This window comes from Xylanibacter sp., from assembly GCF_057607445.1.
Genome location: NZ_DBLZAX010000002.1, coordinates 125,927 through 148,677 on the forward strand (window position 1 = coordinate 125,927; position 22,751 = coordinate 148,677).

Here is a 22,751-nt window from a genome sequence, read left to right on the forward strand (position 1 = left end):
AGTAATTTCTTTAGCCTTTAATTTTTACTTTTTATTTTTTACTTTTTTATTGCCATCTGTTCACTGTTAATTTTTCACTTATATAGCGTTGCGTTAGCAACTTTTTTGTCCCGTTTGGGACAAAATGGTGAAATATGTTCAGAGTGGCTATATCTTTGCACAGTCTGTTGCTAATGGAGTGGGGTGTTATCCTGCCGATGAAGCTTTGGACGATTTATGTCCGGTGTCTTTTTTACCTGACTGATATTGCCCGCCTTTACGGTTAAGTTCTGAAATTAATTGGAGATATGATGATATATGTGGTGTTTATTATGACGATTCTGTTACTCTATCGGATCGAGCAGGTCGCGCGATATATTGACTTTGGCACTGCCAAGGATGCCGATGTCGATGACGAGGCTGGTGCTGTTGTCGGGACACTGAAGGACATAGCCTTCGAGGCCCATGAGCTTACCTCCGTTGACGCGTACTTTCTCACCACGGCGCAACGGGCGCGGGTCGATGGTTACGTCGCTCTCGGCATCGCTGACCATACGCATAAGGCTGCGCATCTGCTGGTCGGGGATGACGGCAACAGGGCGATGGCCGTTTTCGGGACTGCCGGCTATGTTGACCATGAAGCGCTTGATGTATGGCAGGAACACTATCTCCTTGCGGCGCATGAGGTCGGTGCAGCGGATGAAGACGAGGGTGGGGAAGATGATGCGTTCTACGAGCTTGCGGCGGCCGTTGCGCCATGTGCGCATCTCCTTTTGCGCTGCCACATAGACCTCATAGTCTTTTTCGCTGTCAGGCTGCGACGCAATGCGTGCCAGAAGCCTCTCGCAACAAAGTTTTTCGGAGTTGTTGTTTACGACGGCTATATACCAATGTTTGCCGTTTTTGGCTGCTTTTGGCACGCCTACGGCGCCGTCGGTAGGTGTTACCGTCGGACTTTTAACATGCATCGGTGTATTGCTATCCATAATAGTCTCGTCTGCTTAGCTCAACAAATTGATGACTCACTCTTACGAAGAGTACATCTAACGTTGCAAATTTACGAATTTATTTTTTATTACCAATATTTTGCCGATAAAAATAGTGTTTATTCATGTTTTCAAAGTTGTTACAATATGAACTTATGTGAACCAGATGCATGTCATATTGTTTCTTATTCTCTGATTATCAAACATTTAGCAACGTCAGACTTACTCTTCGTAAGAGTAAGTCGTTTTGAACATACAGCCCTAAATATTTATTCAGATACCATTGAGGATGTCGCGGTTGGCATCGTCTATTTTTCCGGTCTTGATGGATGCGAGATATATCTGCGTGGTGTTCTCGGAGTCGTGGCCCATTGCCTGACTGATGATGCCAATGGAGATGTCTTTCTCTTTGGCTGCCGTGGCCCACGAATGGCGCGCAACATACATGGTGAGCGGAATGGGGATGCCTGCCATGACGCCTATCTTCTTGAGGTTGCGGTTGACGCGGAGCATGGCGTTGAGATACCGGCTGCGCTCGGTGCCGTCTTCACGGACGATGACGGGAAGGAGATATTGTGTGGAAGAAGGGCCGTAGGCGTCGACGATGGCCTGCATGGGACGCTCCCATCTGACGGTGAGCTGCTGCCCGGTCTTCTTGCGGCTGTAGACGACGTAGTTGTTGTTGAGGTCTTTCTTGCGCAGAAATGCCATGTCGACAAACGACATGCCGCGCATGTAGAACGAGAAGAGAAACATATCGCGCGCAAAGGCAAGTGGGGTGTGGGCAGCGAGGTTGAGAGCCTTGATGCGGCTGATGTCGGCAAGGCTGACGGCGCGGCGCGAGGTCTTGTCGACACCGGTGTAGACGGTGGCAAAGGGATTGCCCTTAGGGACGATGCCTTCGGCTGCTGCCTTGTTGTAGACGCTGCGCAGGATGCGCATATAGAACGACGTGGTGTTGCGGCAAAGGCGACGGGAGCGCAGCCACGACTCATACGACTCGACGAACGGGGCGGTGAGCATGGAGAGGCTGATGTCGGCGCCGTTGCGGAATGTGGTGATGCTGCTGAGCGTCTGTCGGTAAGTGTCGGCGGTGCGCTGTCTGCCCTGGGCACTGAGCATGCGGATATGTCGGTGCATGAAGGCGAACAGCGAGTGGTTGACAGCCGGCTGAGAGTTGCGGTAGCAATGGATGATGTCGGCAGTGTTGTAAGGCAGTCCGCTGCAGTCGTATTTGTTGATTATGCCATTAAGCCGCTGCATCTCGTGTCTGATTCTGTTGCGTATGCCTAGCAGCGTGGCAGTGCGCCTGGCAGACACCGGCGACATGATGAATATGCGGCTGTTGGGCTCGTCCCATTCGTCGGCAAAGATGCGGCATCTGGTGCTGAGCGTCTTAACCGTATTACGGTGTATAATCTGAAAATACAATGTGCCTTTGCGGCTGCTGTCAGCCGCCATCCTGAATGTTAGTCTTACTGTAGTCATGGTAAATGTTTTTTAATATAAAATATATGATTGGGAAATTAACAAATAAATAATGGGGGTAGGAGTTAGAGTAGTTAAAGTAGTTATAGGAGTTAAAGTCAAATGCTAACGTAGTGCTTGCGAAAAGAACCAACAAGGCTAATGTGCCGGCGGATCTGCGCTCCTCTGTTTCGGTAGTTAGAGTAGTTAAAGTAGTTATAGGAGTTAAAGTCAAATGCAAACGTAGTGCTTGCGACAAGAATCAACAAGGCTAATGTGCCGGCTGATTTGCAATCTGCCGGAATATAATATAAGGATCTCCTGATCCGCTAAAAGTACCGCTGATTTAGGTGAAGTATAAATGATGCAATGACAAAATAGGAAGTAATCGGATCAAAGATCCTTATATTCAATTCCGGCGGAGCGCAGATCCGCCGGTACAATGGCAACGTAGTGCGTCTTACGAAAGTGAAAAGTTAAAAGTGAAAAACGAAAAATCCAAATGTATTGTGGTTTCTACTTTTAAGCACTACGTTTGCAATTGGATTTTTCACTCTTCTCTTTTCGTTCTTCACTTAAAATGCTAATGTGCCGGCGTAGTGCTTGCTTTCATATCTTCTTAACTCTGGTAGTTATAGTAGTTAAAATAGTTATAGGTGTTAAAGTCAAATGCCTTGTGGATTTTTTCAATGTATTACGATCGATAATAACCAACAAGACTAATGTGCCGGCGGATCTGTGCTCCGCCGGAATTAAATATAAGGATCTCTTGATCCGCTAAAAATACCGCAGTTCCAAATGCTAATATTGTTGGTAGTTATAGTAGTTAAAGTAGTTATAGGAGTTAGAGTCAATAGTAAACGTAGTGCGTATTTAAGTGAAAAGATAAGAGTGAAGAGCAGGCGCAAAGCGCAATTAAAAATGAAAAATTAAAAGTGAAAAACTCCGCCGGAATATAATATAAGGATCTCCTGATCCGCTAAAAATACCGCAGTCTTACGAAAATAAAGAGTGAAGAACGAAGAGCTGGCGCAAAAGCCAGATGGGCTTCTGTTGAAAAAGGACAATTAAAGAGTAAAAATCTTAACGGCGCTTCTTGCTAATCAATTATTTCATATATTTGTGCCGTAGAAGTTTATTAACGTATAGAATAAGGAGGAAAAGATGGAAAAGATAGTTTTATTGGCGGCTTTGATGCTTAGTCCGCTTGCAGGAAGATGCGAAACAGACCTGACGGGATGCTGGATTGAGCAGGTGCCTAAGGAAATAGCATATATGCGGGGCATGTGTCTTAACGACGACGGCAGCGCGGAGTCTATCGGCATGGCTACGCTGAGGTACTGTTACTGGAGGACTGAAGGCGACCGCCTTATACTTGACGGAGAGAGCATCGGCAACGGACAGACGATAAATTTCTCTGACACGCTGCGCATTATCGACGTAGCTAAAGACACGCTGACACTTGAAAGGCGCATGAACAAGGTGGTGTATGTGCGCAAGTCGGCTATCAATGAGCCTATAAAAGGCAGAAGGGTGCAGCGTACTGCACATGCAGGCTTTGAATGGCGTGAGCTGAAAGGAGCCGGGATGAAGCTGAGGGTTCAGCGTAACGATAAGATAAGACTGATGGCCGATCCGCTGCTTCCGGGCATCGTGATGGTGAGAGACGGCGACGAGAGGCCGCACAGGCTTATTCAGGTGTTCAGCATTAACGGCAATGACATCAACGGGGTGATAGATGCTATTGAGAAGGCCGGAGAATGGGACAAGGAGCAGTCGGGCAAGTTTAAGCAGGTGAAGTCGGGGCGCGAGGGCGTGAAACGCTACGTGATGGTTCCTGACGGCGACTATGCCAAGGCAACGGATGAGCTTATGAAGACGGAGCCTGTGGCATCGACATGCAACGGATGGGGCGTAGGCAACAGCGGAAGCAGATATTTTGAGATGTACGACGGCCATCCGGGCAAGGTGGTGTTTGTAGAGATAGGTCAGGACGCTCCTCTGTTCGACGAAAACAGCGTAACGCTATGTGATGAACCTGACAGCACCTTGTCGCGCGATGTGCTTTACACGATGAAGGGCGAGATGAGTCTGGCTCATGAGGTGCGCTCCTTCAGGCCCGACGGGACGGATGACGAATACTGGATAGTGGACAAGACCGGTCGTCTGGAGGATATGTACGATAAGATAACTGGAGGACAGAAAAACGGCAACCCTGTAGACGTAACTCTGCGACTGGAATATAACGGCAAATGGGACACCGGCTTCGCCGAAGACTACGACGGCGTGTTCTTCGTAAGGGAAATAGTGGAAATTAAGTGAAAAGCAGGCAGGCGCAAAGCGCAATAAAAGAGTGAAAAAACAGGCGCTAATATTATTGGTAGTTAAAGTAGTTAAAGAAGTTATCGCTCACTAAGGTGAGCTAGTAGTTAGAGTCATATGCATTGTTGATTCTTATCATAACTTCATAATCACTACGTTTGCTAATGTCCTGTGGGTATTGCCAATGTATTACGATTGATAATAACCAACAAGACCAATGTGCCGGCTGATTTGCACGAGTTGTTGAGTACAGCGAAAAATCTGCCGGAGTTTTTATATGACTATTGTATTTTATGGGCATATATGAGCTTAAAACATATCAGATAGAACATGGCATGATATATACGGGCTAATTAAATCGCAGATATTTTCCTGAAACCACTTGTTTTGTGCCATTCATATATGTCAAGACGATTTTGGTGATGCTCATATTGGAAGAGTCGCCGGCAGTGAAATAGGATGAACTATCCCAGTTCCATGATGCCGTTTCGCCTTCTTTGAGTGGGCCTGTACCTTTGAAATAACCTGTGCAACGAACATCGTTAACGTCGTTGGTAATTTTGAAATAGACAGTAATATATTTAATGGTCTTAGCATTCGTATTGGTATAGCGGATGTTAAATGTGACCATAGAATATTCGTCGTTCCAACTCCATTCGTTGATGTAGCCATATGGAGCGGTTTTCTTTAATCGTGCCAAATAGTCTTCGTAATATTTATAGCCTTCTATATAAACAAATTTTTTATAGTCGATGGAATCGTCAGTAAGACTATCTTTGTAAACTTCGTAATGATACATAAAGTTATGGTCGGAATAAAGTGCTTCTGGTATTTTGGACTCATGCAGCTCCACGTATGAAAGATCAAGATCTCCTGTATTTATTGTGGCATAATAAATTGTGTCGTTTTTGATGCCAATGGTATAAACAACATCATCTGTATTAATATTATTATCGCATATATCACATCTTATGGAATTTTGTCCTAAAGGAACTTCATGGCTTTGATGGCTGCTGATGTAATCTTCGCGTGCTTTCTTCTGAGCTGCTATTATTGCATTGCGTCTATTAACTTCATCGATAGAGTCTTGGAAGGCTTTGTTAATAGAATCTGTAATCTGTTGCTCCCTTTTATTGTTTAAGGCTGTGAATTTATCGTATAATAGTTTGTTGCGCTTCTCGATTTCGTTATCAAGCGCTTCACCTGACAGATGTGGGATGTCCTTGTTTCTTTTAATAATTTTGGCGTAGTCTTTTGTCAAGGTTACTACAACATTGCTGTTATCTGTGAGGACATAAAGATTCTGGGCCTTTTTGTCGTAAGCATAATTTTCAGTGATGTCTGTAACGATATCAACCATTCTGTCGGTTTCTTTTACATAGAATCCCTTTTGGTCTTTTGTATAAGAAACGATTTCTTTTCTGATAAAAGAATTTACTGATGAATATTGTGCCTTGGCTGATATGCAAATAATAATCAGGTACAAGATAAAAAATATTCTTCTCATAATATTTCTGTATTTAATTAAGTTTGATGTATCCTGCGATTGCAATTTCAGATATTGCCGTTTTTACCCATGTCATGTATTATGATTCGGTTTGGATTTTTGTTTTATATTGAGCGTATATTTGTTATATATTTTGCAGGCATAGCTGGCCGTGTCAAGAAAAAGCGAACAAATTCATCGTTCCATACGTGATATTTGAGCCTTTTGCACTCCTATACGTTCTCCTAACCCCTCCTGTGTGAGTTTCTGTTTAAGTCATACGTTTTTTATAGCCTCTCAAATTTGGTAGGCGTGCAAAGCATCTTCTGCCTTTCACTCGTGCTCGTCTCTTTCCGGAGTTCCAATCTTGCCTATAAGTTCGTCTTTCACTTCCTCTAAGGAGTAGAGTTTCATGTTTCCTACCTGTTTCATATCTTATATCTTGGTTTTTTTGCATAATTTCGTATTAAACAATGTAGTGTGTGTAACTAATAACAAAATCTGCATTTATGGCGTCCCAGGTCTATTGCTTCGTTTTCTGTAAGTTCTTTTATGTCTCTGCTGCAGTTGTCAAGGCCTCTGCAGTTGCTCGTTTTATGATATGCCCGTGAGTATGGGCCTGTGCATATATACACACGCCTGTTGTGTGAACTGCATGATGAGATTATTGCAGATAAAATAATTATGAGTAGGTAATGTTTCATTGATAATGAAAATTATAAAGCTGTAGTTGATTACAGAAATGTGGAACTTCCATAACATTGTATGTCGTCTTGCTGTCTGTCGGCTATTAAAAACAAAAAGCGGAACTCTTTTTAAGAATTCCGCTTGGGTGGAGGGTGGGGCTCGAACCCACGACATTCAGAACCACAATCTGACGCTCTAACCAACTGAACTACATCCACCGTGTTAGTTGCTTAATGTCTTAAAGCGAGTGCAAAGGTACGGGATTTATTTTAAACTACCAAATAAATCCCGTGTTTTTTTTGCTTTTTGTTTAATTTGCCGGTGTTTTAGGAGCCTGAGGCGCTGCAGGAGCTGCTTTTTGGTCAGCTTTCTGAGCATTGTTACCAGCCTTAGCCGGAGCTGCCTTCTGTGTCTGGCTAGCGCCAAATCCGGGAAGGTTTGTCGGGTTAGTCTGCTGCTGTTCTGTTGCAGCCTTTTCGATAACACTCTCAGATGTTGTTGCCTTAGGAGCAACATAAGCGCATACAACGCTGAGAACAACCATGGCTATTGCAAGTCCCCATGTTGTTTTCTCAATGAAATCAGTGGTCTTGCGCACACCCATGATCTGGTTTGATGATGAGAAGTTTGACGCAAGTCCTCCTCCTTTAGACTCCTGGATCAGCACGATGCCTATCATGAGCAGTGCTGCCAGCACGATTAAGATTACGAATAATGTATACATTTTCTTTTATTTATATTTATTATTTATTATCAGTTTTTCCAAAAATCGGATTTGGTCTGCAAAGTAAGCATTTTTTTTTGGATAATTCAAATTTAAACGCTTAATAATTTCCAATGCCTTTGAATATCGGCCTTGTTTTATGTAAATTTGCGCCAAAGTCTCGGTAAAATAGTTCTCGTCGCCCTCTTTTTTGTCGTTGTCCTCTATTTCAGGCACATACTCGGGCTCGTCCTTCAGTTCTATTTTTCCGTTCTCGTTGTTGATGAAGTTGTCTATGAGGTCTTGTCCCTTCATGACGGGCTGCTGTGTGTCGTCTGTGTCGCCTTCTGTATCAAGCAGATAGGCCACATAGTCGATGGCAGCGTCGGCAGGTGTGGGCTTGCGCTTCTTTTTGCGCTCCTTGTTTTCCTCTTCCTTCTTGTCTTCGGGTATGGTGTCGAGGAACTGCTCTATGAGCGATATGGTTCTGTTGCCGCCTTCTGCCTCTTTCTTGTTGTCTTTCTCAGTCTTCTTCTCCTGCTGTGTGGTGCGCAGCTTGTAGTGTGCTGCCTCCACGAGATTGAACACCACCTTGCGGTCGGTGATGTAGACGGCAGAGCGGCGCAGCTCCTCGTCGAACGAAGGGTCGTGAAGAAGATACAGGTTTTGCAGTAACAGCAAACGGGCCGGCTGGTAATAGGGATACAGAGCAAGGAGGGAACGCAAGTCGTAGAGCGTTTCCTTGTCCATCTGTTCCGGATGCCTTATTAGCTGCTCGAGGTCTATGTTCATATGGTCTGCTTGTTACCAGTTTGCTACTGTAGCGTTGAATATCTGATCTGTGATGTCTTCAACCATCTGTGTTACGAGTTCTTCCTGAACAGAGTTGAGCGACTGTGTAGTCTCGAATGTAGACGTGGCAGTGAACTGCTTTTCGAAGTCCTCGCTGTGGTTGGCATTGTTGGTAAACCTTACGTTTACCGTCATCGACAGCTCTGCCTGTGCCGATGTACCTTCAGCCGTTACGGCCTTGTTGCGCTGCGAATATTGCGTTATCTCGCCTTCAATCTTCATGTCGCCGTTGCGCTTTACCTGAATGAGGCGTGTGTGGTTGGCGAACACGTCCTTAAGCTGGTTGTTGAAGATGCTGGCCATAGGAGCCCATACGTAGCTTGAGCGGATGGGGAAGTCGGCTATCTGTATTGTCTTGGTCTTGGTGTAGTCGATACTTGCTCCGTTGAACTTATATGACACGCTGCATGACACCAGCAGTAGCATCATGACGGTTAATAGTGCTGTCTTTATATGATTGATTCGCATAAGTTGTTTGTTGCCGCTTTGTAAATGTTTGTTGCTTAATATGAGCTTCTTGTCATATCGTTGGCCGTAGGACATTATTTCTCCAGTCCGTACTGCTTTATTCTTCTGTATAATGTTCTGTCGGAAATGCCAAGTTCCTGAGCCGCCTTCTTGCGGTTGCCGCCATTGCGTTCTAGAGCCTTTTCAACCATCTGACGTCCTATGTCTTCAAGATTAAGACTTTCGGGCTCTGATATTTCTTCAGCCACGGCGTCTTGTACGGTCGGTGCCGCTGTGCGTGCGGGTGAGCTGATGGTTGCCGACGGCTGGTCTGTAATGATAGACGGCAGGTTAGAGGCTGACGTGTCTACCGTGGCGCTGCGTGCAGCGTCGAGCTGTTTGCGCAGACTGTTCATGTCGCGGCGCAGGTCGCTTACGTTGCCGCGGAGCTCATAAAGAATCTTATATAAAATCTCGCGTTCGCTCTCGTAAGAGTGGCTTCCGGGCGAGCTTATCGTTGCCAGCTGTGTGCTCTCGGCGTCCTCTGGGATGAACTTGTGTATTGCCTCGCCGCTTATTTCGCGTTCCTGACTTAACACAGACATCTGTTCTGTGATGTTCTTCAGTTGTCTTACGTTGCCGGGCCACTTATATTTAAGCATTATATATTTTGCCTCGTCAGAAAGGGTTATTTTGGGCAGATGATATTTCTCGGCCATCTGCATGGCAAAGAGGCGGAACAGCAGCAGAATGTCTTCGCCGCGGTCGCGCAGCGGCGGTATCTGTATTGGAATGGTGTTGAGTCTGTAATACAGATCTTCGCGGAAACGGCCTTCGCTGATGGCCTTGCGCATGTTGACGTTGGTGGCAGCGACAATTCTGACGTCTGTCTTCATTATCTTCTGTCCTCCCACGCGTATGTATTCGCCTGTTTCGAGAACGCGGAGCAGTCGTGCCTGTGTGGCCATTGGCAGCTCGCCAACCTCGTCGAGGAATATTGTGCCCTTGTTGGCAACGCCGAAGTAGCCTTCGCTTTCGCCGATGGCGCCAGTGAATGAGCCTTTCTCATGGCCGAACAGTTCGCTGTCTATCGTGCCTTCGGGGATAGATCCGCAGTTGATGGCAAAATATTTCTCGCGGCGTCGCGGAGAGTTGTCGTGTATTATACGTGGAATAATCTCTTTACCCACACCGCTTTCGCCGATGATGAGTACAGAGAGATCGGTCGGTGCGACCTGCATGGCCACATCGATGGCGCGGTTTAATCCGTCGCAGTTGCCGACGATATTATAACGCTGTTTTACTTTCTGTAATTCAGAAGTGTTCATTTATTCTGCAAAGTTACATAATTTATTTTATATAACACCGATGCATTGCATTTTTAATGTAATTTTAGTTATATCACGTACTTTGAGGGGGACTGTCGGTAGTTAGAGTAGTTAAAGGAGTTAGAGTAGTTATCGCTCACTAAGGTGAGCTAGGAGTTAGAGTCAAATGCCTTGTTGATTCTTTTCAATGTAATACAATTGACAATAATCGATGAAGTACACGCACTACGTTCGCTATTGTGCCGGCGGATCTGCGCTCCGCCGGAATTTAATATAAGGATTTTTCAATCCGATTACTTCCTATTTGACATCACCTTATATTTTTAATGCAAAATTATCATTGGATTTTTCATTATTCACTTCGTAAATCAGCGGTATTTTTAGCGGATCAGGAAATTAGCTGCGCTGACCTTCGGTTCTTATATTTAATTCCGGAGGAGCACAGATCCGCCGGAACATTACCAAACGTAGTGCTTGCGAGATTTGCTTCTGCTCTCACTTGCACGACAATTGCAGATCCGCCGGCACATTAGTCTTGTTGATTATTATCGATCGTAACACATTGAAAAAATCCACAAGGCATATGACTTTAACTACTATAACTACTTTAACTACTCTAACTCCAAATGATAATACCCAATAAAGCAATTGGATTTTTTACTCTTCACTTTTCGTTTTTCACTTAAAAAGCCGGGCTATTGTTGCTTGATTTTCTCGCTTACGGCTTCTCCTGTGTTCTTCTTCTCGAGCTTTATTAAAAGCAGTCCTATTGCGGTCCAGATGAGTTCGCGGATGCGCACTATAAGGGCTACGAAGATGCCGGCGCTGGCAGACATGGCGAGACTGGCGGTAGACATGATGAAGCCGCCCTCACGGCCGCCGAGCTGAAGGGGAATGAAGAACAGAAGGTTGGCGAAAAGACTGGTGAAGGCCAGGATAAGCACGCATGGGGCAAAGCTGACATCCGGTGTGAGGACACGCAGGACAAAAAGAATCTCGAATGCAGAAAGAAAGCGGCAGACAAGCTCTAGCATTACGGCAGAGACAAACGACTTCTTGTTCTGACGGTGAAGTGCTGCTATCTGGCGGTCGATGGTGTCGAGCTGTTCCTTATGCTTGTCGATAAAGTTGCGCGAGCGTTTCTTTATGCCCGGGATGTGCTTTATCAGGTTCATTATCCTTACGGCCATGCCCTTCTGATAGCCTTTGATGAAGAACCATACGCCGAGGATGCAGAATGCGCCTGAGAGCGCAAGGACAATGCCCGTTACGAAGTTTGCCTTCTCGGTGAGCAGAAAGAGCAGGATGGAGAGCAGCCAGAACAGAAAATGGCTGAATATGTGGGTCATGGCATAAAGTATGACCGACGACGAGGCACGCTCTGTGCCTATCTTAGGCGACAAGGACATCACGCGGTAAGGCTCGCCGCCCATGAGTCCGCCGGGCGTGGCGTAGTTGAGGGCAAAGCCCGAAACGGTAATCTTGTAGAGCCACCAGAAGTTGATCTTGGGCTTCTCGTCAGAGCCGCTCCTTATTATAATATACCATGTGGCGGTATTGAATATATACAGAAAGGCCCATAAGGCCACAACGGCGAAAAACCAGTAGCCGGCATGCTGAAGGCCGTCCCATACCTGTTTGAAGTCGAGTTGTGTTATCATGATGATGAGCACAACTATTCCGAACACAAAAAATGCGTTCTGATATTTCTTTTTCATATTTAATCTTTTATGTTGCCCGCCAGGCATTTCATCGCACTGTGTAATCAGACGATGCGGTTTATTATAAGTGAGTTTATGTTAAGCACGGCCATGCCGGAGCGCAGCCGGATGCCTGTCCTTGCGTCTGCAGCCTGTCTTTCTGTCGTCATAAAGGCGATGCCGTCGCCTTTATGACTTATTTTTTGCAGACTTTCTGGGCAGGTCATCTGTTTGTCTGTGTCCATGCTCTGCGCTAAAGTCAAACTGTCAGCCATGCCGAATCAAGATGTCTCACCTGAAGTTATTCCTCTTTGGCGTTCTTGTCGTCGCCGCTATTGTCCTGTTCCTTAAACTTGTTTATAGAGAACCGTGCCTTCTCGCTGTCGTCACGCTTCTCGTGATAGAGTTTCTTCAGCGGATTGTTGAAAGGCTCGTCGTATTCGATGCGGTTGCGGAAGACGTCGAGTGCGAGGTATATGGCATTTCTGAAAGAGCTTTCGTCGGCCATGTTCTTGCCTGCGATGTCGTAAGCTGTGCCGTGGTCGGGCGATGTGCGCACGATAGGCAGTCCGGCTGTGAAGTTTACGCCGTTGCCGAGATCGAGACACTTGAACGGAGCCAGGCCCTGGTCGTGATACATTGCCAATACGCCGTCGAATGCAGTGTAGCTCTCATGTCCGAAGAAACCGTCGGCTGCGTATGGTCCGAAGGCACGTATGCCGTTGTCAGACAGTTCTTTGATGGCCGGTATGATAACCTCCTGCTCCTCGCGTCCCAGCAGTCCGTCGTCGCCTGCATGAGGATTGAGCGCCAGCACGGCGATGCGCGGGTTAGAGATGCGGAAGTCGCGTTTCAGCGAATTGTGGAATATCGTGGCCTTCTCTATGATGCTCTCTTTGGTTATAGCCGCAGCAACGTCTCTGATGGGCAGGTGTGTGGTTACAAGAGCCACGCGCAGCATGTCGTTGAGCAATATCATGAGAGCCTTGTCGCCATTGCCTGCACGTTCCTCGATATATTCGGTGTGGCCGCAGAAATGGAAGTCGTCGCTCTGTATGTTGTTCTTGTTGATAGGTGCCGTTACGAGCACGTCGAACAGTCCCTCCTTGTAGTCGGCCATTGCCTTTTCGAGAGCTGCGAGCGATGCCATGCCTGCCTCTTTAGACGGATTGCCAAGGTCAACCTTTATCTCCTGGTCGAAAGTTGTGAGCAAGTTCACCTTGTTGTTGTGGGCTTCGGCTGCCGAGTTGATTATGGTGAAGTTGCCCTGAATGCCGAGAGCATTGCGGTGATAGGCAGCCACCTTGGGCGAGCCGTAGATGATAGGTGTGCATAATTCAAGCATGGCCGGCTCAGAGAATGTCTTGAATATTATTTCATACCCTATGCCGTTAGTATCTCCGTGCGTTATGGCAACGCGTAGTTTTCTGTTTTCCATATTCGTATATGTTTGTTATATCTGTTTCTTTCTTAACCTTATGTCAGTCGGTCTGCCGTCTGCCTTTGCTGTTACTGCCGTTGGCGGCGTGCCTGCCTAGAGTGTATAGTGCAGCCTCGGCACTCCTTATCAGGTTGCGCTTGTTGGTGCCCGGCGCATAGACAAAAGCCTCTGCCACTATGATGCGGCTGTTGACTGAGTCTACTGTAGAGAGCGACACGAACGGTCCGCCCATGGCGTCGTTGCGCATCTCCCAGAGTCCGCGGCTTATCATCACGGTGCGTCCGTCTTCTGTTGTCAGTCCTGCCGTCACGCTTCCGGGAGTTGTCTGCATATACATGCCGTCGAGTTCGCCCGGTATGTTAAGTCTCATGACGCTGTCGCGCGCAGCCAGGGCGCGGTGTGCGTCGAGAGTGGTGCCGCTGTATGAGTAGACGCAGATGTTGCGCATGCGGTCGGGCCTGTTGTCCGAAAGCCATATAAAGCTGCGTCCCGTCTTGCCCGCCTTCATCTCGGCAGGTATGAGCATGTTCCATCCGAACATATGCCTAATGCTGCTCTCGGCCTTGCGGTTGCTTCCGGCGCGCAGCGTTGATATTGCCGTGTTTATTTCTGCCCTTGTCAGCAGACTTGTGAGCCGGTGGCCTGCCTTTGCCATATATTGGCTGAGCTGTGATGCCGACGGCGTGTTGACATATACCACGAGCTGCGGTCTTGCCCATACGTTTTTCTCGTATCTTATGCGTGTCGACGTGAACACCGCCGGATTGACGGTTACTATTACTATGCAGCGCGCCAGCCGTGTGGTCTGGTTAAAGCGTGTGGTGTCTATCAGCGACACGTCGAACATCGGCTCCGGCTGCGGCAGCGAAGGCATGTCCTGCGTAAGGACGCTGTCTACTACGGCTGCGCAACGCCTGTCGGAAGCCACGAGCAGAACCTCGTAAGGCCGTCCGCCGCTCTTGGGCAACAGCGACTGCGGGCCGCCGCTGCATGAGCATAAGGCCACGATGGCCGTCAGGAGCAATAGCCGCAGACACTTTGTCACTTATCCTGACTCTCCTTCCTTGCCGTACTGAGCAGTCCGCAGGCAGCATAGATGTCCTGTCCGCGACTTGCCCTTATTGTTGTGAACACGCCGTGAGACGTAAGATAGTCGCGCAGCTTCTCCATTGTGGCGTCGTCGGCTCCGTGGAGGTCAACGCCAGGTATCTGATGGAATCTTATGAGGTTGATGCGGCAGTCGAGCCCCCTGAGCAGGCGGATTATCTCCTTGGCGAACACCATAGAGTCGTTGAGTCCGCCGAAGACGATATATTCGAACGACAGGCGGCGCTGATGACTGAAGTCGTAGTTGCGCAGCAGTTCAACAACATCTGCGATAGGCATGCCCTTTTCGGCTGGCATGAGCATGGCGCGCTGTTCGTGGACAGGCGAGTGAAGGCTTATTGCCACGTGACATTCGCTCTCCTCGATAAACCTCTTCAGCTTGTTCTTTACGCCTACGCTGCTCACCGTGATACGCTTGGGGCTCCATGCATAGCCGTAGTCGGCTGTGAGAATCTCTGTAGCCCTGAGCACGTTGTCGAGGTTGTCCATAGGCTCTCCCTGGCCCATAAACACGATGTTTGTCAGCTTGTCGCGCTCGGGCAGCGAGTATATCTGATTAAGTATGTCGGTGGCTGTGAGGCTGCCCTCAAAGCCCTGCTTGCCGGTCTGGCAGAACAGGCAGTTCATCTTGCATCCAACCTGCGACGACACGCACAGCGTGGCGCGGTCTTTGTCGGGTATGTAAACCGTCTCGACAAACTTACCGCTCTCCGTCGGGAACAGATATTTTATCGTTCCGTCAACAGACTTCTGGCAGTCGGCCGGCGGCAGGCATCCTATGCGGTAGTGCTGTTTCAGCTTTTCGCGGTTAGCTTTCGAGATGTTCAGCATGTCGTCGATTGAGCTTACGTGCTGAGTATATAGCCATTTAGCCATCTGAGCCCCCGCAAAAGCCGGCATGCCCATGGCTTTGGCAACATCTTTAAGTTCGTTAAGTGTTAATCCCAATAACGGTGTAGTGCTTTGTTCCATCTCAAAAATTCTTTGTTTACGGCCGACAAAGTTAGCTAAAAAAAGTGAGATAATCGGGATGTTTAATGTTTTTTCTTTATTATAAATGTGTTGCCATATCGTTGCATGCCGGCGTTATGCAGGCCTTTGGCATGCGGAAACGCGAATGGTACGGCTGGGTTTTGAGTGTAATGCCTGTGGTTGGCAGTGTATATATTTGGTTTGATGGCGTAATGTTTTATGGTTAATGTAGGTTAAATTAGTGTGATTCTGTTTAACTTAAAAAGTTTAAAAGTAGCATTATTCATAAACTGAGTAAAGTTTCTGGTGAGAAATGCCCGTTTTATGCCGTTATTTGCAAGATGCTGACAGTCAGATGGGTACGCGAAATTGACGCTCGGGGTAGCTTGTTCGGCAGTGTTTTTATGGCTTCTTTTGTGCCCGTTTTATGTTCTTTTAGCCTCTGATTAAGGCGGTTTTGAGCACTTATAGGTATCAAACGGCTATGCAAAAGGCGGTCTTTCGTGCTGCAAGAGCATACCTTTTGCAATACGAAAGACCACAGACTGCATGCTGATATGCCTGAAGTTGTGCTGTTAGGGCTGTTTGGGGCAGATGTATTTTGCTAAAACATGAAAAATGAAAAGTTAAAATTGTGGGCGCTAAAACGTATGTTTTGTTAATAAAGATAAATGGGTTGGCGCGTCATTTCGTGAGATGCAATATTCTTGCCGTTATCCGTTGAAACGGACGCAGGGGCAAGCCATGAGGCATTGTTGCGTAAGGTGAAAACGTGTTGGTGGATATTGCCGTCATCTTTTTTGCTGATTTTGATTTTGTGCCATGTCTATTTTCGGGTAAATGCAACCGAGTTGTCAGGATTTTTGTGTACTTTTGCATGTCAATATAATTACGAGTCGCCGTGGCTTTGTTGCGTGCCTCCGCGTGTGGCGGCATGGAGCGGCAGGCGCGGCGTAACAATTTATGAAAAAACAGAAATGAGAGGAACAATAGACTGCTTCTTGCCTTGCGCTGACATCAGTGCGGTGGCCAACACCCTGCGTCAGCTTAAAGGCAGCCGCATGATACGGCATATAAACCTGATGGTTACACAAGATATGGCTATGAGCACACCCGTGCCCGAAAACTGCTCGTTTATTGCCGTCGACGGCCTGCTGTCGGCATCGGCAATGCACGCCATAGCCGAGAGCTGCATGGCCGACTATGCACTGGTATTCCTGAAGACCGTGCCCGTAAGTCTTGGGCAGTATTCAATACAGCGCATGATGCGTGTGGCAGCCGAGACCGACGCGTCGATGGTGTACAGCGACCGCATATCAGTAGAGAACGGCGAACCAATGCCACACCCCGTGATAGACTGGCAGGAAGGCAGTCTGCGCGATGACTTCGACTTCGGCAGCGTGGTTATGATCAAAGGCACGCTGCTCAACAGGTTTGCGCGCGACGTAGAAGAGTCGGCATACAGATTTGCAGGATGGTATGAACTGTGGCTCTATCTCAGCCGCTGCGGACGCCTGTTCCATATCAACGAGCTGCTGTACACAGAAGAGGAGAGAGACCTCAGGGCCAGCGGCGTCAAGCAGTTTGACTATGTCAACCCTGCCAACCGTGAGGTGCAGATAGAGATGGAGCAGGCCGTTACGGCACACCTGAAGGCCGTTGGCGCCCTGATCGACACATCGCTCTATCGTGAGCCCGACTTCAACGAGCAGGACTTCGAATACGAGGCGTCTGTGGTGATACCCGTGCGCAACCGTGAAAAGACAATATGCGATGCCGTTGACAGCGCGCTGTCGCAGAAAACAAGTTTTCCGTTCAACGTCATAGTCGTTGACAACCATTCGACCGACAACACTACGAAGCTGCTGGAGCAGTATGCCGCGAAAAGCGACGGGCGCGCTCCTCTGATACATATCGTGCCGCAGCGTACAGACCTTGGCATTGGCGGATGCTGGAACCTTGCCATAGACGACGAGCGGTGCGGACGCTTTGCCGTACAGCTCGACAGCGACGACCTCTATTCGTCGGAAAACACGCTGCAGACTATTGTCGACGAGTTCTACAGGCAGCGTGCCGCCATGATTGTAGGCAGCTATCGTATGTGCGACTTCGACCTTAACACGCTGCCGCCGGGACTTATAAGTCATGCAGAATGGACCGACGACAACGGATGCAACAACGCCCTGCGCATCAACGGACTGGGAGCGCCGCGCGCGTTCTTTACGCCGCTGCTCAGGCAGATACGCTTCCCGAACACAAGCTACGGCGAAGACTATGCTGCCGGACTGGCCTTCAGCAGGCGCTATAAGATAGGCAGAATATTCACCGAACTGTATCTGTGCCGCCGTTGGGGCGGCAACAGCGACGCAGCGCTGACCGTAGACAAGGTCAACGCCAACAACCTGTATAAAGACCGCCTGCGCACCATGGAGCTGTTGGCACGTCAGCAGATGACAGCCGGCAAGGCAGACATGATGGCAGACAGTTCGCTCTATCGCTTCTTCAACAGACAGATAGAGACGTGGAGTCTGGCACGTCACAACTTCAGAGACCTGCAGGAGGTGCTCACGCGCGACCTTAGCGACGGCGGAATGCCCCTAGTGGCACAGTTTAACCCTGCCCGCATGGTGTCAACCGGAGCTTCGATAGACAAGGCCTCGATAAGCAAGCGCCCATGCTTCCTGTGCAAGGAGAACCGTCCGCAGGAGCAGCAGATAAAGCGCTTTGACGACAACTTCGACATATTGGTTAATCCATATCCCATACTTCCCGTACACTTCACGCTGCCGGCAGTGAAGCATCAGCCGCAGCACATACTCGAATATTACGGAGAGATGCACGCCATACTGACGCAGAATCCCGACATTATGGTGTTCTATAACGGTCCGAAGTGCGGAGCCTCTGCTCCTGACCACATGCACTTCCAGGCCGGAACGAGCGGCAAGGTGCCCCTGCAGGCATCATGGTCGAGACTGGTGCGCGACATAACGGTGGTGCATGCGCTCGACGCCGACAACGACATATCAGTCATCAACAGCTGGGCATGTCCGGCCTTGCTGATAAGGAGCCGCAATGCCGAGGCCGACGAGAGACTCTTCCGTTGTGTGTACAATGCTTTGCCTATGCACGACGGCGACATAGAGCCGATGATGAATGTAGTGAGCTGGATGTCTGCAGGCCAGTGGCTGACGGTGGTATTTCCGCGCTGCAAGCACAGACCCGACTGCTATTCGGCAGACGGCGACGCCAAGATGCTTGTCAGTCCGGGCGCGCTCGATATGGCAGGACTGATAATAACGCCGCGAAGAGAAGACTTTGAGCGGCTGACGGCAGAACAGGCCGAAGGCATATTGCGCGAGGTGGCCATCACGGATGACGAAATGTGTGAGGTCGTGGCTAAGATAAAGGCATCGGCACATTGTGGCGAGGCTCCGGGCGCAAGGCTTTACAAGCATGTTGAGCCAGAGGTGCATGTAGGCATTGTAAGCGCCGAGAGCATCTGCTTCTCGCTCAACGGCGAGTATATGGCAAAGGGCGAGGTTATCACGGGACCGCAGCAGGTGTCGTTCTCAGAGGGAGGCATCCTGTGGAACGGCAATCTTTACCGTGAACTTACGTTTACGCCTTGTGACAAGGACGCGTCGTTCTCGCTGAGCGACGTAACCATTGGAGTAAACTTCCATTGGGAGCGCAAGGAGACACAGACATTCCAGGGTACGCTGAAAATAGTAGTTGAGGCCGACAAGATTTGTGCCATCAACCGTCTGCCAGTGGAAAACTATCTGATAAGTGTCATCTCGAGTGAGATGAAGGCCACTTCGTCGCTTGAGTTCCTCAAGGCTCATGCCGTAATATCGCGCAGTTGGCTGCTGGCACAGATGGAGCGCCGCAAGCGTCAGAGCAGCGGAGGCAACGGATTCTTCTCGTTCATCAAGAAAGACGACGAGCTGATACGCTGGTACGACCGCGACGACCATACCATATTCGACGTGTGTGCCGACGACCATTGTCAGCGCTATCAGGGCATAACCAAAGCCAAGAACAGGCATGTAGAGCAGGCCGTGAGCGAGACTCGCGGACAGATACTGATGTCGGGCGAGGACATCTGCGATGCCCGTTTCAGCAAATGCTGTGGAGGCATAACCGAGGAGTATCAGTATTGTTGGGAAGACACGCCGCAGCCATATCTGGTAGCCCTACGCGACAATGCTTCAGGCGGAGCCGTGCTGCCCGACCTGACGAAGGAAGATGAGGCTGAGGCATGGATAAGAGGCAACGGCGAAGCCTTCTGCAACACGCACGACAAGAAGATTCTGTCGCAGGTGCTCAACGACTATGATCAGGAGACTGCCGACTTCTACCGCTGGAAGGTGGAGTACACACAGGAGCAGCTGGCAGGACTTATTGCTGCCAAGTTGAAACTGGATCTCGGTGATATTGTCGACCTGCAGCCTGTTGCCCGCGGAAAGAGCGGGCGTATATGGAAGCTGAAGATTGTGGGCACGAAGGACTCGTTCACCATCGGCAAGGAGCTTGAAATAAGGCGCGTGCTGAGCGAGAGCCATCTTTACAGCAGTGCGTTTGTCGTTGACAAGGCTGACATCAGCAACGGCGTGCCGCAGCGTTTTGTCCTTACAGGTGCAGGCTGGGGCCACGGAGTAGGCCTCTGTCAGATCGGTGCTGCCGTGATGGGCGAGCGCGGATATAAGTATGATGAGATACTTCTGCACTACTACCGCGGTGCGGAAATAAGAAAAATATATGGTTAACATAAAACTTTGAACAAGAAAATGAATTCTGGTAAGAAGTTGAGCAGGAACCCCTGGAGCTGGGTTCCTACACTATATTTTGCCGAGGGACTGCCTTATGTGGCTGTGATGACAATTTCGCTCATCCTGTATAAGCAGCTCGGACTGACAAACGCAGAGATTACGTTCTACACCTCGTGGCTGTATCTGCCTTGGGTAATAAAGCCGCTTTGGAGTCCGTTTGTAGATATTGTCAAGACCAAGCGCTGGTGGATAATCACCATGCAGCTGCTCATCGGTGCGGCTTTTGGCGGCGTGGCGTTCACCATTCCCACCAGTTTCTGGCTTCAGGGCACGTTGTTCTTCTTTTGGGTGATGGCGTTCAGCAGTGCTACGCACGACATAGCGGCCGACGGCTTCTATATGCTCGGCATGGACCAGCATAAACAGGCGTGGTTTGTAGGTATCAGAAGTACGTTCTACAGGTTTGCGACAATATTCGGACAGGGCGTCCTTGTGATGATTGCAGGTAACTTGCAGGTGCTTTTCCGCAACAGCATAAAGTATTCGTGGAGCCTTATGTTCTATGGCGTTACGGGCTTGTTTATAGCCTTGTGGCTGTGGCATAGTCTGGTGTTGCCGTGCCCTGTGTCAGACCGCGGACTGCGCAATGCCGGTGCACGTGAGGTGTGGACAAAGCTGGTGTTGTCTGTAAAGACGTTTTTCACCAAGATGCCGGCAAAACAGGTGCTCATAGCTTTCCTGTTCATGCTCTTTTACCGTATGCCCGAAGGACTGCTGGCGAAGGTTTCTTCGCTGTTTCTTATCGACAGCGAAAGCAATGGCGGACTGGGACTTTCACCTCAGGAATATGGCTTTGTGCAGGGCACGGTTGGCATAATAGGACTTACGCTCGGAGGTATTCTGGGCGGAATGGCTGCCGGACGCGACGGACTGAAGAAGTGGCTGTGGCCCATGGTGTGCGCCATAACGCTGCCCGACATTGTCTATGTTTATCTGAGTTACGCCATGCCCGACAGTTTCATTATTATCAACGTGTGCGTGTTTATTGAGCAGTTTGGCTATGGCTTCGGCTTTACGGCTTACATGCTCTACCTTATTTATTATAGTCAGGGTGAATATAAGACGTCTCACTATGCACTGTGTACGGCGCTGATGGCGCTGTCGATGATGCTGCCCGGACTTGTGGCAGGATATCTTCAGGAGCTTGTGGGCTATCTGTGGTTCTTCATCATAGTTGTCATTCTTTGTATCATCACATTCCTTGTCGCGGCATTTGTCGACATCGATCCGGAGTTTGGCAATAAAGAACATGAGGAGCGGCAATAAGCCGGGCTGCATGTTATGGTGTGTATGAAGAGATTGCAGCATATATGATATTATGTGACGTTTCTGCTGCCAGACAAAAGTCTGGCGGCGGAAGCGTCAACTTTATATTGAGGATAAAATAATTATCGGTTTTTATAAATATTGGTTTACAGGTAAAAATGATGGATAAGAAAACGCGTGAAAAGAAAATCTACAAGGTGACTGTGCTAGGAAGCGTGGTCAACATTGTTCTTGTCGTGCTGAAGTTTGTGTTCGGAATACTTGGACATTCGGCCGCCATGATTGCCGATGCTGTCCATTCATTGTCAGACTTGATAACGGATATTGTCGTTCTGCTGTTTGTCAAGCTGAGCAACAAACCGCAGGACAGCGACCACGATTATGGACACGGCAAGTATGAGACTCTTGCAACATCGCTAATCGGACTGGCTTTGCTCTTTGTGGGAGTGATGATTTGCTATGGCGGAGTGGAGAAAATCATAATGGCCCTTAACGGTGAGCCGCTTCAGCAGCCAGGATATGTGGCATTCATTGCCGCTGTGCTCAGCGTGGTTCTAAAAGAGTGGGTTTATCGTTTTACTGTTAAGGTTGGCAAGGCTGTCGACTCTCAGGCTGTCATAGCTAATGCATGGCATCACAGAAGCGATGCTTTCTCGTCAATAGGTACGGCTTTGGGTATTGGAGGAGCCATATTCCTGGGCTCCCGTTGGGCCGTGCTTGACCCGATAGCAGCTGTTGTTGTGAGTCTGTTCATCATCAAGACAGCCCTGACACTGATTCGTCAGGCATCTGATGAACTGCTGGAAAAGAGTCTTTCTGATGATGTGGAGAAAGAGATAAAGAGCATTGCCGAAAGTGAAATCGGCGTGAGCGGAATACATAACCTGCGCACAAGGCGTATAGGAAACAACATAGCGATAGAGATGCACCTGCGTATGCCGGGCGATATATCTCTTTATGAGGCCCACAGAAGGGCAAGCGATATAGAAGAGAAACTGCGTGAGCATTTTGGTGAAGATACTCATGTGGGGCTTCATGTTGAGCCGTTGAAGGTTGACGGCAAATATGTGGCTCCTGAAAATGACGGAGAGAAATAATCCGTAACGCCTCGTATGAATTGAAAGCTGAATGTGAAAATCGAGGCGTAAGATGTGAAATACGCTGCTGTCAGGCTTG

Annotated in this window: 16 protein-coding genes, 1 tRNA gene and 1 pseudogene; 4 read left to right on the plus strand and 14 right to left on the minus strand. The window is 48.6% G+C overall.

What is annotated here, in order from left to right:
* Positions 1 to 323 precede the first annotated feature (323 nt).
* Together ACZMIG_RS02465 and ACZMIG_RS02470 are read right to left on the minus strand one after the other, a co-directional pair.
* A complete protein-coding gene (locus ACZMIG_RS02465; protein WP_288950882.1) occupies positions 324 to 965 on the minus strand; it encodes a transcription termination/antitermination NusG family protein in 642 nt (213 codons plus the stop codon).
* 273 nt (positions 966 to 1,238) lie between these two features.
* Positions 1,239 to 2,453, minus strand: coding sequence for a tyrosine-type recombinase/integrase (locus ACZMIG_RS02470; RefSeq protein ID WP_487888987.1), 1,215 nt, complete (start codon positions 2,451 to 2,453; stop codon positions 1,239 to 1,241).
* A gap of 1,143 nt (positions 2,454 to 3,596) precedes the next feature.
* Here ACZMIG_RS02470 and ACZMIG_RS02475 point away from each other — a divergent pair.
* Positions 3,597 to 4,754 carry a lipocalin-like domain-containing protein gene (locus ACZMIG_RS02475; protein WP_487888988.1) on the plus strand — a complete coding sequence of 386 codons (1,158 nt, stop codon included), beginning with the start codon at positions 3,597 to 3,599 and terminating at the stop codon, positions 4,752 to 4,754.
* A 349-nt stretch (positions 4,755 to 5,103) separates the two neighbouring features.
* Here ACZMIG_RS02475 and ACZMIG_RS02480 read toward each other — a convergent pair whose 3' ends face one another.
* From ACZMIG_RS02480 to rlmN, 12 genes and pseudogenes are all read right to left on the minus strand, one after another.
* Positions 5,104 to 6,261, minus strand: coding sequence for a hypothetical protein (locus ACZMIG_RS02480; protein ID WP_484449341.1), 1,158 nt, complete (start codon positions 6,259 to 6,261; stop codon positions 5,104 to 5,106).
* A gap of 174 nt (positions 6,262 to 6,435) precedes the next feature.
* Positions 6,436 to 6,504 (minus strand): annotated as a pseudogene (locus tag ACZMIG_RS02485) (transcriptional regulator); the annotation flags it as partial.
* 566 nt (positions 6,505 to 7,070) lie between these two features.
* Positions 7,071 to 7,146 (minus strand) — tRNA-His (locus ACZMIG_RS02490).
* 91 nt (positions 7,147 to 7,237) lie between these two features.
* Positions 7,238 to 7,651, minus strand: coding sequence for a preprotein translocase subunit SecG (gene secG / locus ACZMIG_RS02495; RefSeq protein WP_021853484.1), 414 nt, complete (start codon positions 7,649 to 7,651; stop codon positions 7,238 to 7,240).
* 6 nt (positions 7,652 to 7,657) lie between these two features.
* Entirely contained in the window at positions 7,658 to 8,416 is a 759-nt protein-coding gene (locus ACZMIG_RS02500) for a DUF8458 domain-containing protein (RefSeq protein WP_125105318.1), read from the minus strand.
* Between the two features lie 18 nt (positions 8,417 to 8,434).
* Positions 8,435 to 8,950: an LptE family protein gene (locus tag ACZMIG_RS02505; protein WP_053399317.1), complete on the minus strand. Its 516-nt coding sequence runs from the start codon at positions 8,948 to 8,950 to the stop codon at positions 8,435 to 8,437.
* Positions 8,951 to 9,024: 74 nt separating this feature from the next.
* Positions 9,025 to 10,257, minus strand: a complete 1,233-nt coding sequence (locus ACZMIG_RS02510; protein ID WP_021853481.1) for a sigma-54 interaction domain-containing protein — start codon at positions 10,255 to 10,257, stop codon at positions 9,025 to 9,027.
* Between the two features lie 695 nt (positions 10,258 to 10,952).
* Positions 10,953 to 11,975 (minus strand): lysylphosphatidylglycerol synthase transmembrane domain-containing protein, encoded by a 1,023-nt coding sequence (locus ACZMIG_RS02515; RefSeq protein ID WP_053399257.1) that lies wholly within the window; start codon positions 11,973 to 11,975, stop codon positions 10,953 to 10,955.
* Between the two features lie 47 nt (positions 11,976 to 12,022).
* Positions 12,023 to 12,202 carry a hypothetical protein gene (locus ACZMIG_RS02520; RefSeq protein ID WP_487888989.1) on the minus strand — a complete coding sequence of 60 codons (180 nt, stop codon included), beginning with the start codon at positions 12,200 to 12,202 and terminating at the stop codon, positions 12,023 to 12,025.
* 56 nt (positions 12,203 to 12,258) lie between these two features.
* Entirely contained in the window at positions 12,259 to 13,395 is a 1,137-nt protein-coding gene (gene pdxA / locus ACZMIG_RS02525; RefSeq protein ID WP_302024493.1) for a 4-hydroxythreonine-4-phosphate dehydrogenase PdxA, read from the minus strand.
* Positions 13,396 to 13,438: 43 nt separating this feature from the next.
* A complete protein-coding gene (locus tag ACZMIG_RS02530; RefSeq protein ID WP_487888990.1) occupies positions 13,439 to 14,443 on the minus strand; it encodes a DUF4837 family protein in 1,005 nt (334 codons plus the stop codon).
* Positions 14,440 to 15,477 (minus strand): dual-specificity RNA methyltransferase RlmN, encoded by a 1,038-nt coding sequence (gene rlmN / locus ACZMIG_RS02535; protein WP_053399254.1) that lies wholly within the window; start codon positions 15,475 to 15,477, stop codon positions 14,440 to 14,442. Before rlmN ends, ACZMIG_RS02530 begins: the two co-directional genes overlap by 4 nt.
* A 977-nt stretch (positions 15,478 to 16,454) precedes the next feature.
* Between rlmN and ACZMIG_RS02540 the strand changes: the two genes are divergently transcribed.
* The 3 genes from ACZMIG_RS02540 to ACZMIG_RS02550 all read left to right on the plus strand — a co-directional run bounded on the left by ACZMIG_RS02540 (position 16,455) and on the right by ACZMIG_RS02550 (position 22,672).
* On the plus strand, positions 16,455 to 20,246 hold the full coding sequence (locus tag ACZMIG_RS02540) for a DUF4922 domain-containing protein (protein WP_487888991.1): 3,792 nt from the start codon (positions 16,455 to 16,457) through the stop codon (positions 20,244 to 20,246).
* Positions 20,247 to 20,267: 21 nt separating this feature from the next.
* Positions 20,268 to 21,575: an MFS transporter gene (locus ACZMIG_RS02545; RefSeq protein ID WP_487889050.1), complete on the plus strand. Its 1,308-nt coding sequence runs from the start codon at positions 20,268 to 20,270 to the stop codon at positions 21,573 to 21,575.
* A gap of 161 nt (positions 21,576 to 21,736) precedes the next feature.
* On the plus strand, positions 21,737 to 22,672 hold the full coding sequence (locus ACZMIG_RS02550) for a cation diffusion facilitator family transporter (RefSeq protein ID WP_082335311.1): 936 nt from the start codon (positions 21,737 to 21,739) through the stop codon (positions 22,670 to 22,672).
* Positions 22,673 to 22,751: the final 79 nt, after the last annotated feature.

Excerpts from the sequence above, each read along its gene's own strand:
- ACZMIG_RS02470 (WP_487888987.1), bottom strand. The coding sequence starts at position 2,453 with ATGACTACAGTAAGACTAACATTCAGGATGGCGGCTGACAGCAGCCGC.
- ACZMIG_RS02480 (WP_484449341.1), bottom strand. The coding sequence starts at position 6,261 with ATGAGAAGAATATTTTTTATCTTGTACCTGATTATTATTTGCATATCA.
- pdxA (WP_302024493.1), bottom strand. The coding sequence starts at position 13,395 with ATGGAAAACAGAAAACTACGCGTTGCCATAACGCACGGAGATACTAAC.
- ACZMIG_RS02465 (WP_288950882.1), bottom strand. The coding sequence starts at position 965 with ATGGATAGCAATACACCGATGCATGTTAAAAGTCCGACGGTAACACCT.
- ACZMIG_RS02550 (WP_082335311.1), top strand. The coding sequence starts at position 21,737 with ATGGATAAGAAAACGCGTGAAAAGAAAATCTACAAGGTGACTGTGCTA.
- ACZMIG_RS02545 (WP_487889050.1), top strand. The coding sequence starts at position 20,268 with ATGAATTCTGGTAAGAAGTTGAGCAGGAACCCCTGGAGCTGGGTTCCT.
- secG (WP_021853484.1), bottom strand. The coding sequence starts at position 7,651 with ATGTATACATTATTCGTAATCTTAATCGTGCTGGCAGCACTGCTCATG.
- ACZMIG_RS02510 (WP_021853481.1), bottom strand. The coding sequence starts at position 10,257 with ATGAACACTTCTGAATTACAGAAAGTAAAACAGCGTTATAATATCGTC.
- ACZMIG_RS02505 (WP_053399317.1), bottom strand. The coding sequence starts at position 8,950 with ATGCGAATCAATCATATAAAGACAGCACTATTAACCGTCATGATGCTA.
- ACZMIG_RS02515 (WP_053399257.1), bottom strand. The coding sequence starts at position 11,975 with ATGAAAAAGAAATATCAGAACGCATTTTTTGTGTTCGGAATAGTTGTG.
- rlmN (WP_053399254.1), bottom strand. The coding sequence starts at position 15,477 with ATGGAACAAAGCACTACACCGTTATTGGGATTAACACTTAACGAACTT.
- ACZMIG_RS02520 (WP_487888989.1), bottom strand. The coding sequence starts at position 12,202 with ATGGACACAGACAAACAGATGACCTGCCCAGAAAGTCTGCAAAAAATA.
- ACZMIG_RS02475 (WP_487888988.1), top strand. The coding sequence starts at position 3,597 with ATGGAAAAGATAGTTTTATTGGCGGCTTTGATGCTTAGTCCGCTTGCA.
- ACZMIG_RS02540 (WP_487888991.1), top strand. The coding sequence starts at position 16,455 with ATGAGAGGAACAATAGACTGCTTCTTGCCTTGCGCTGACATCAGTGCG.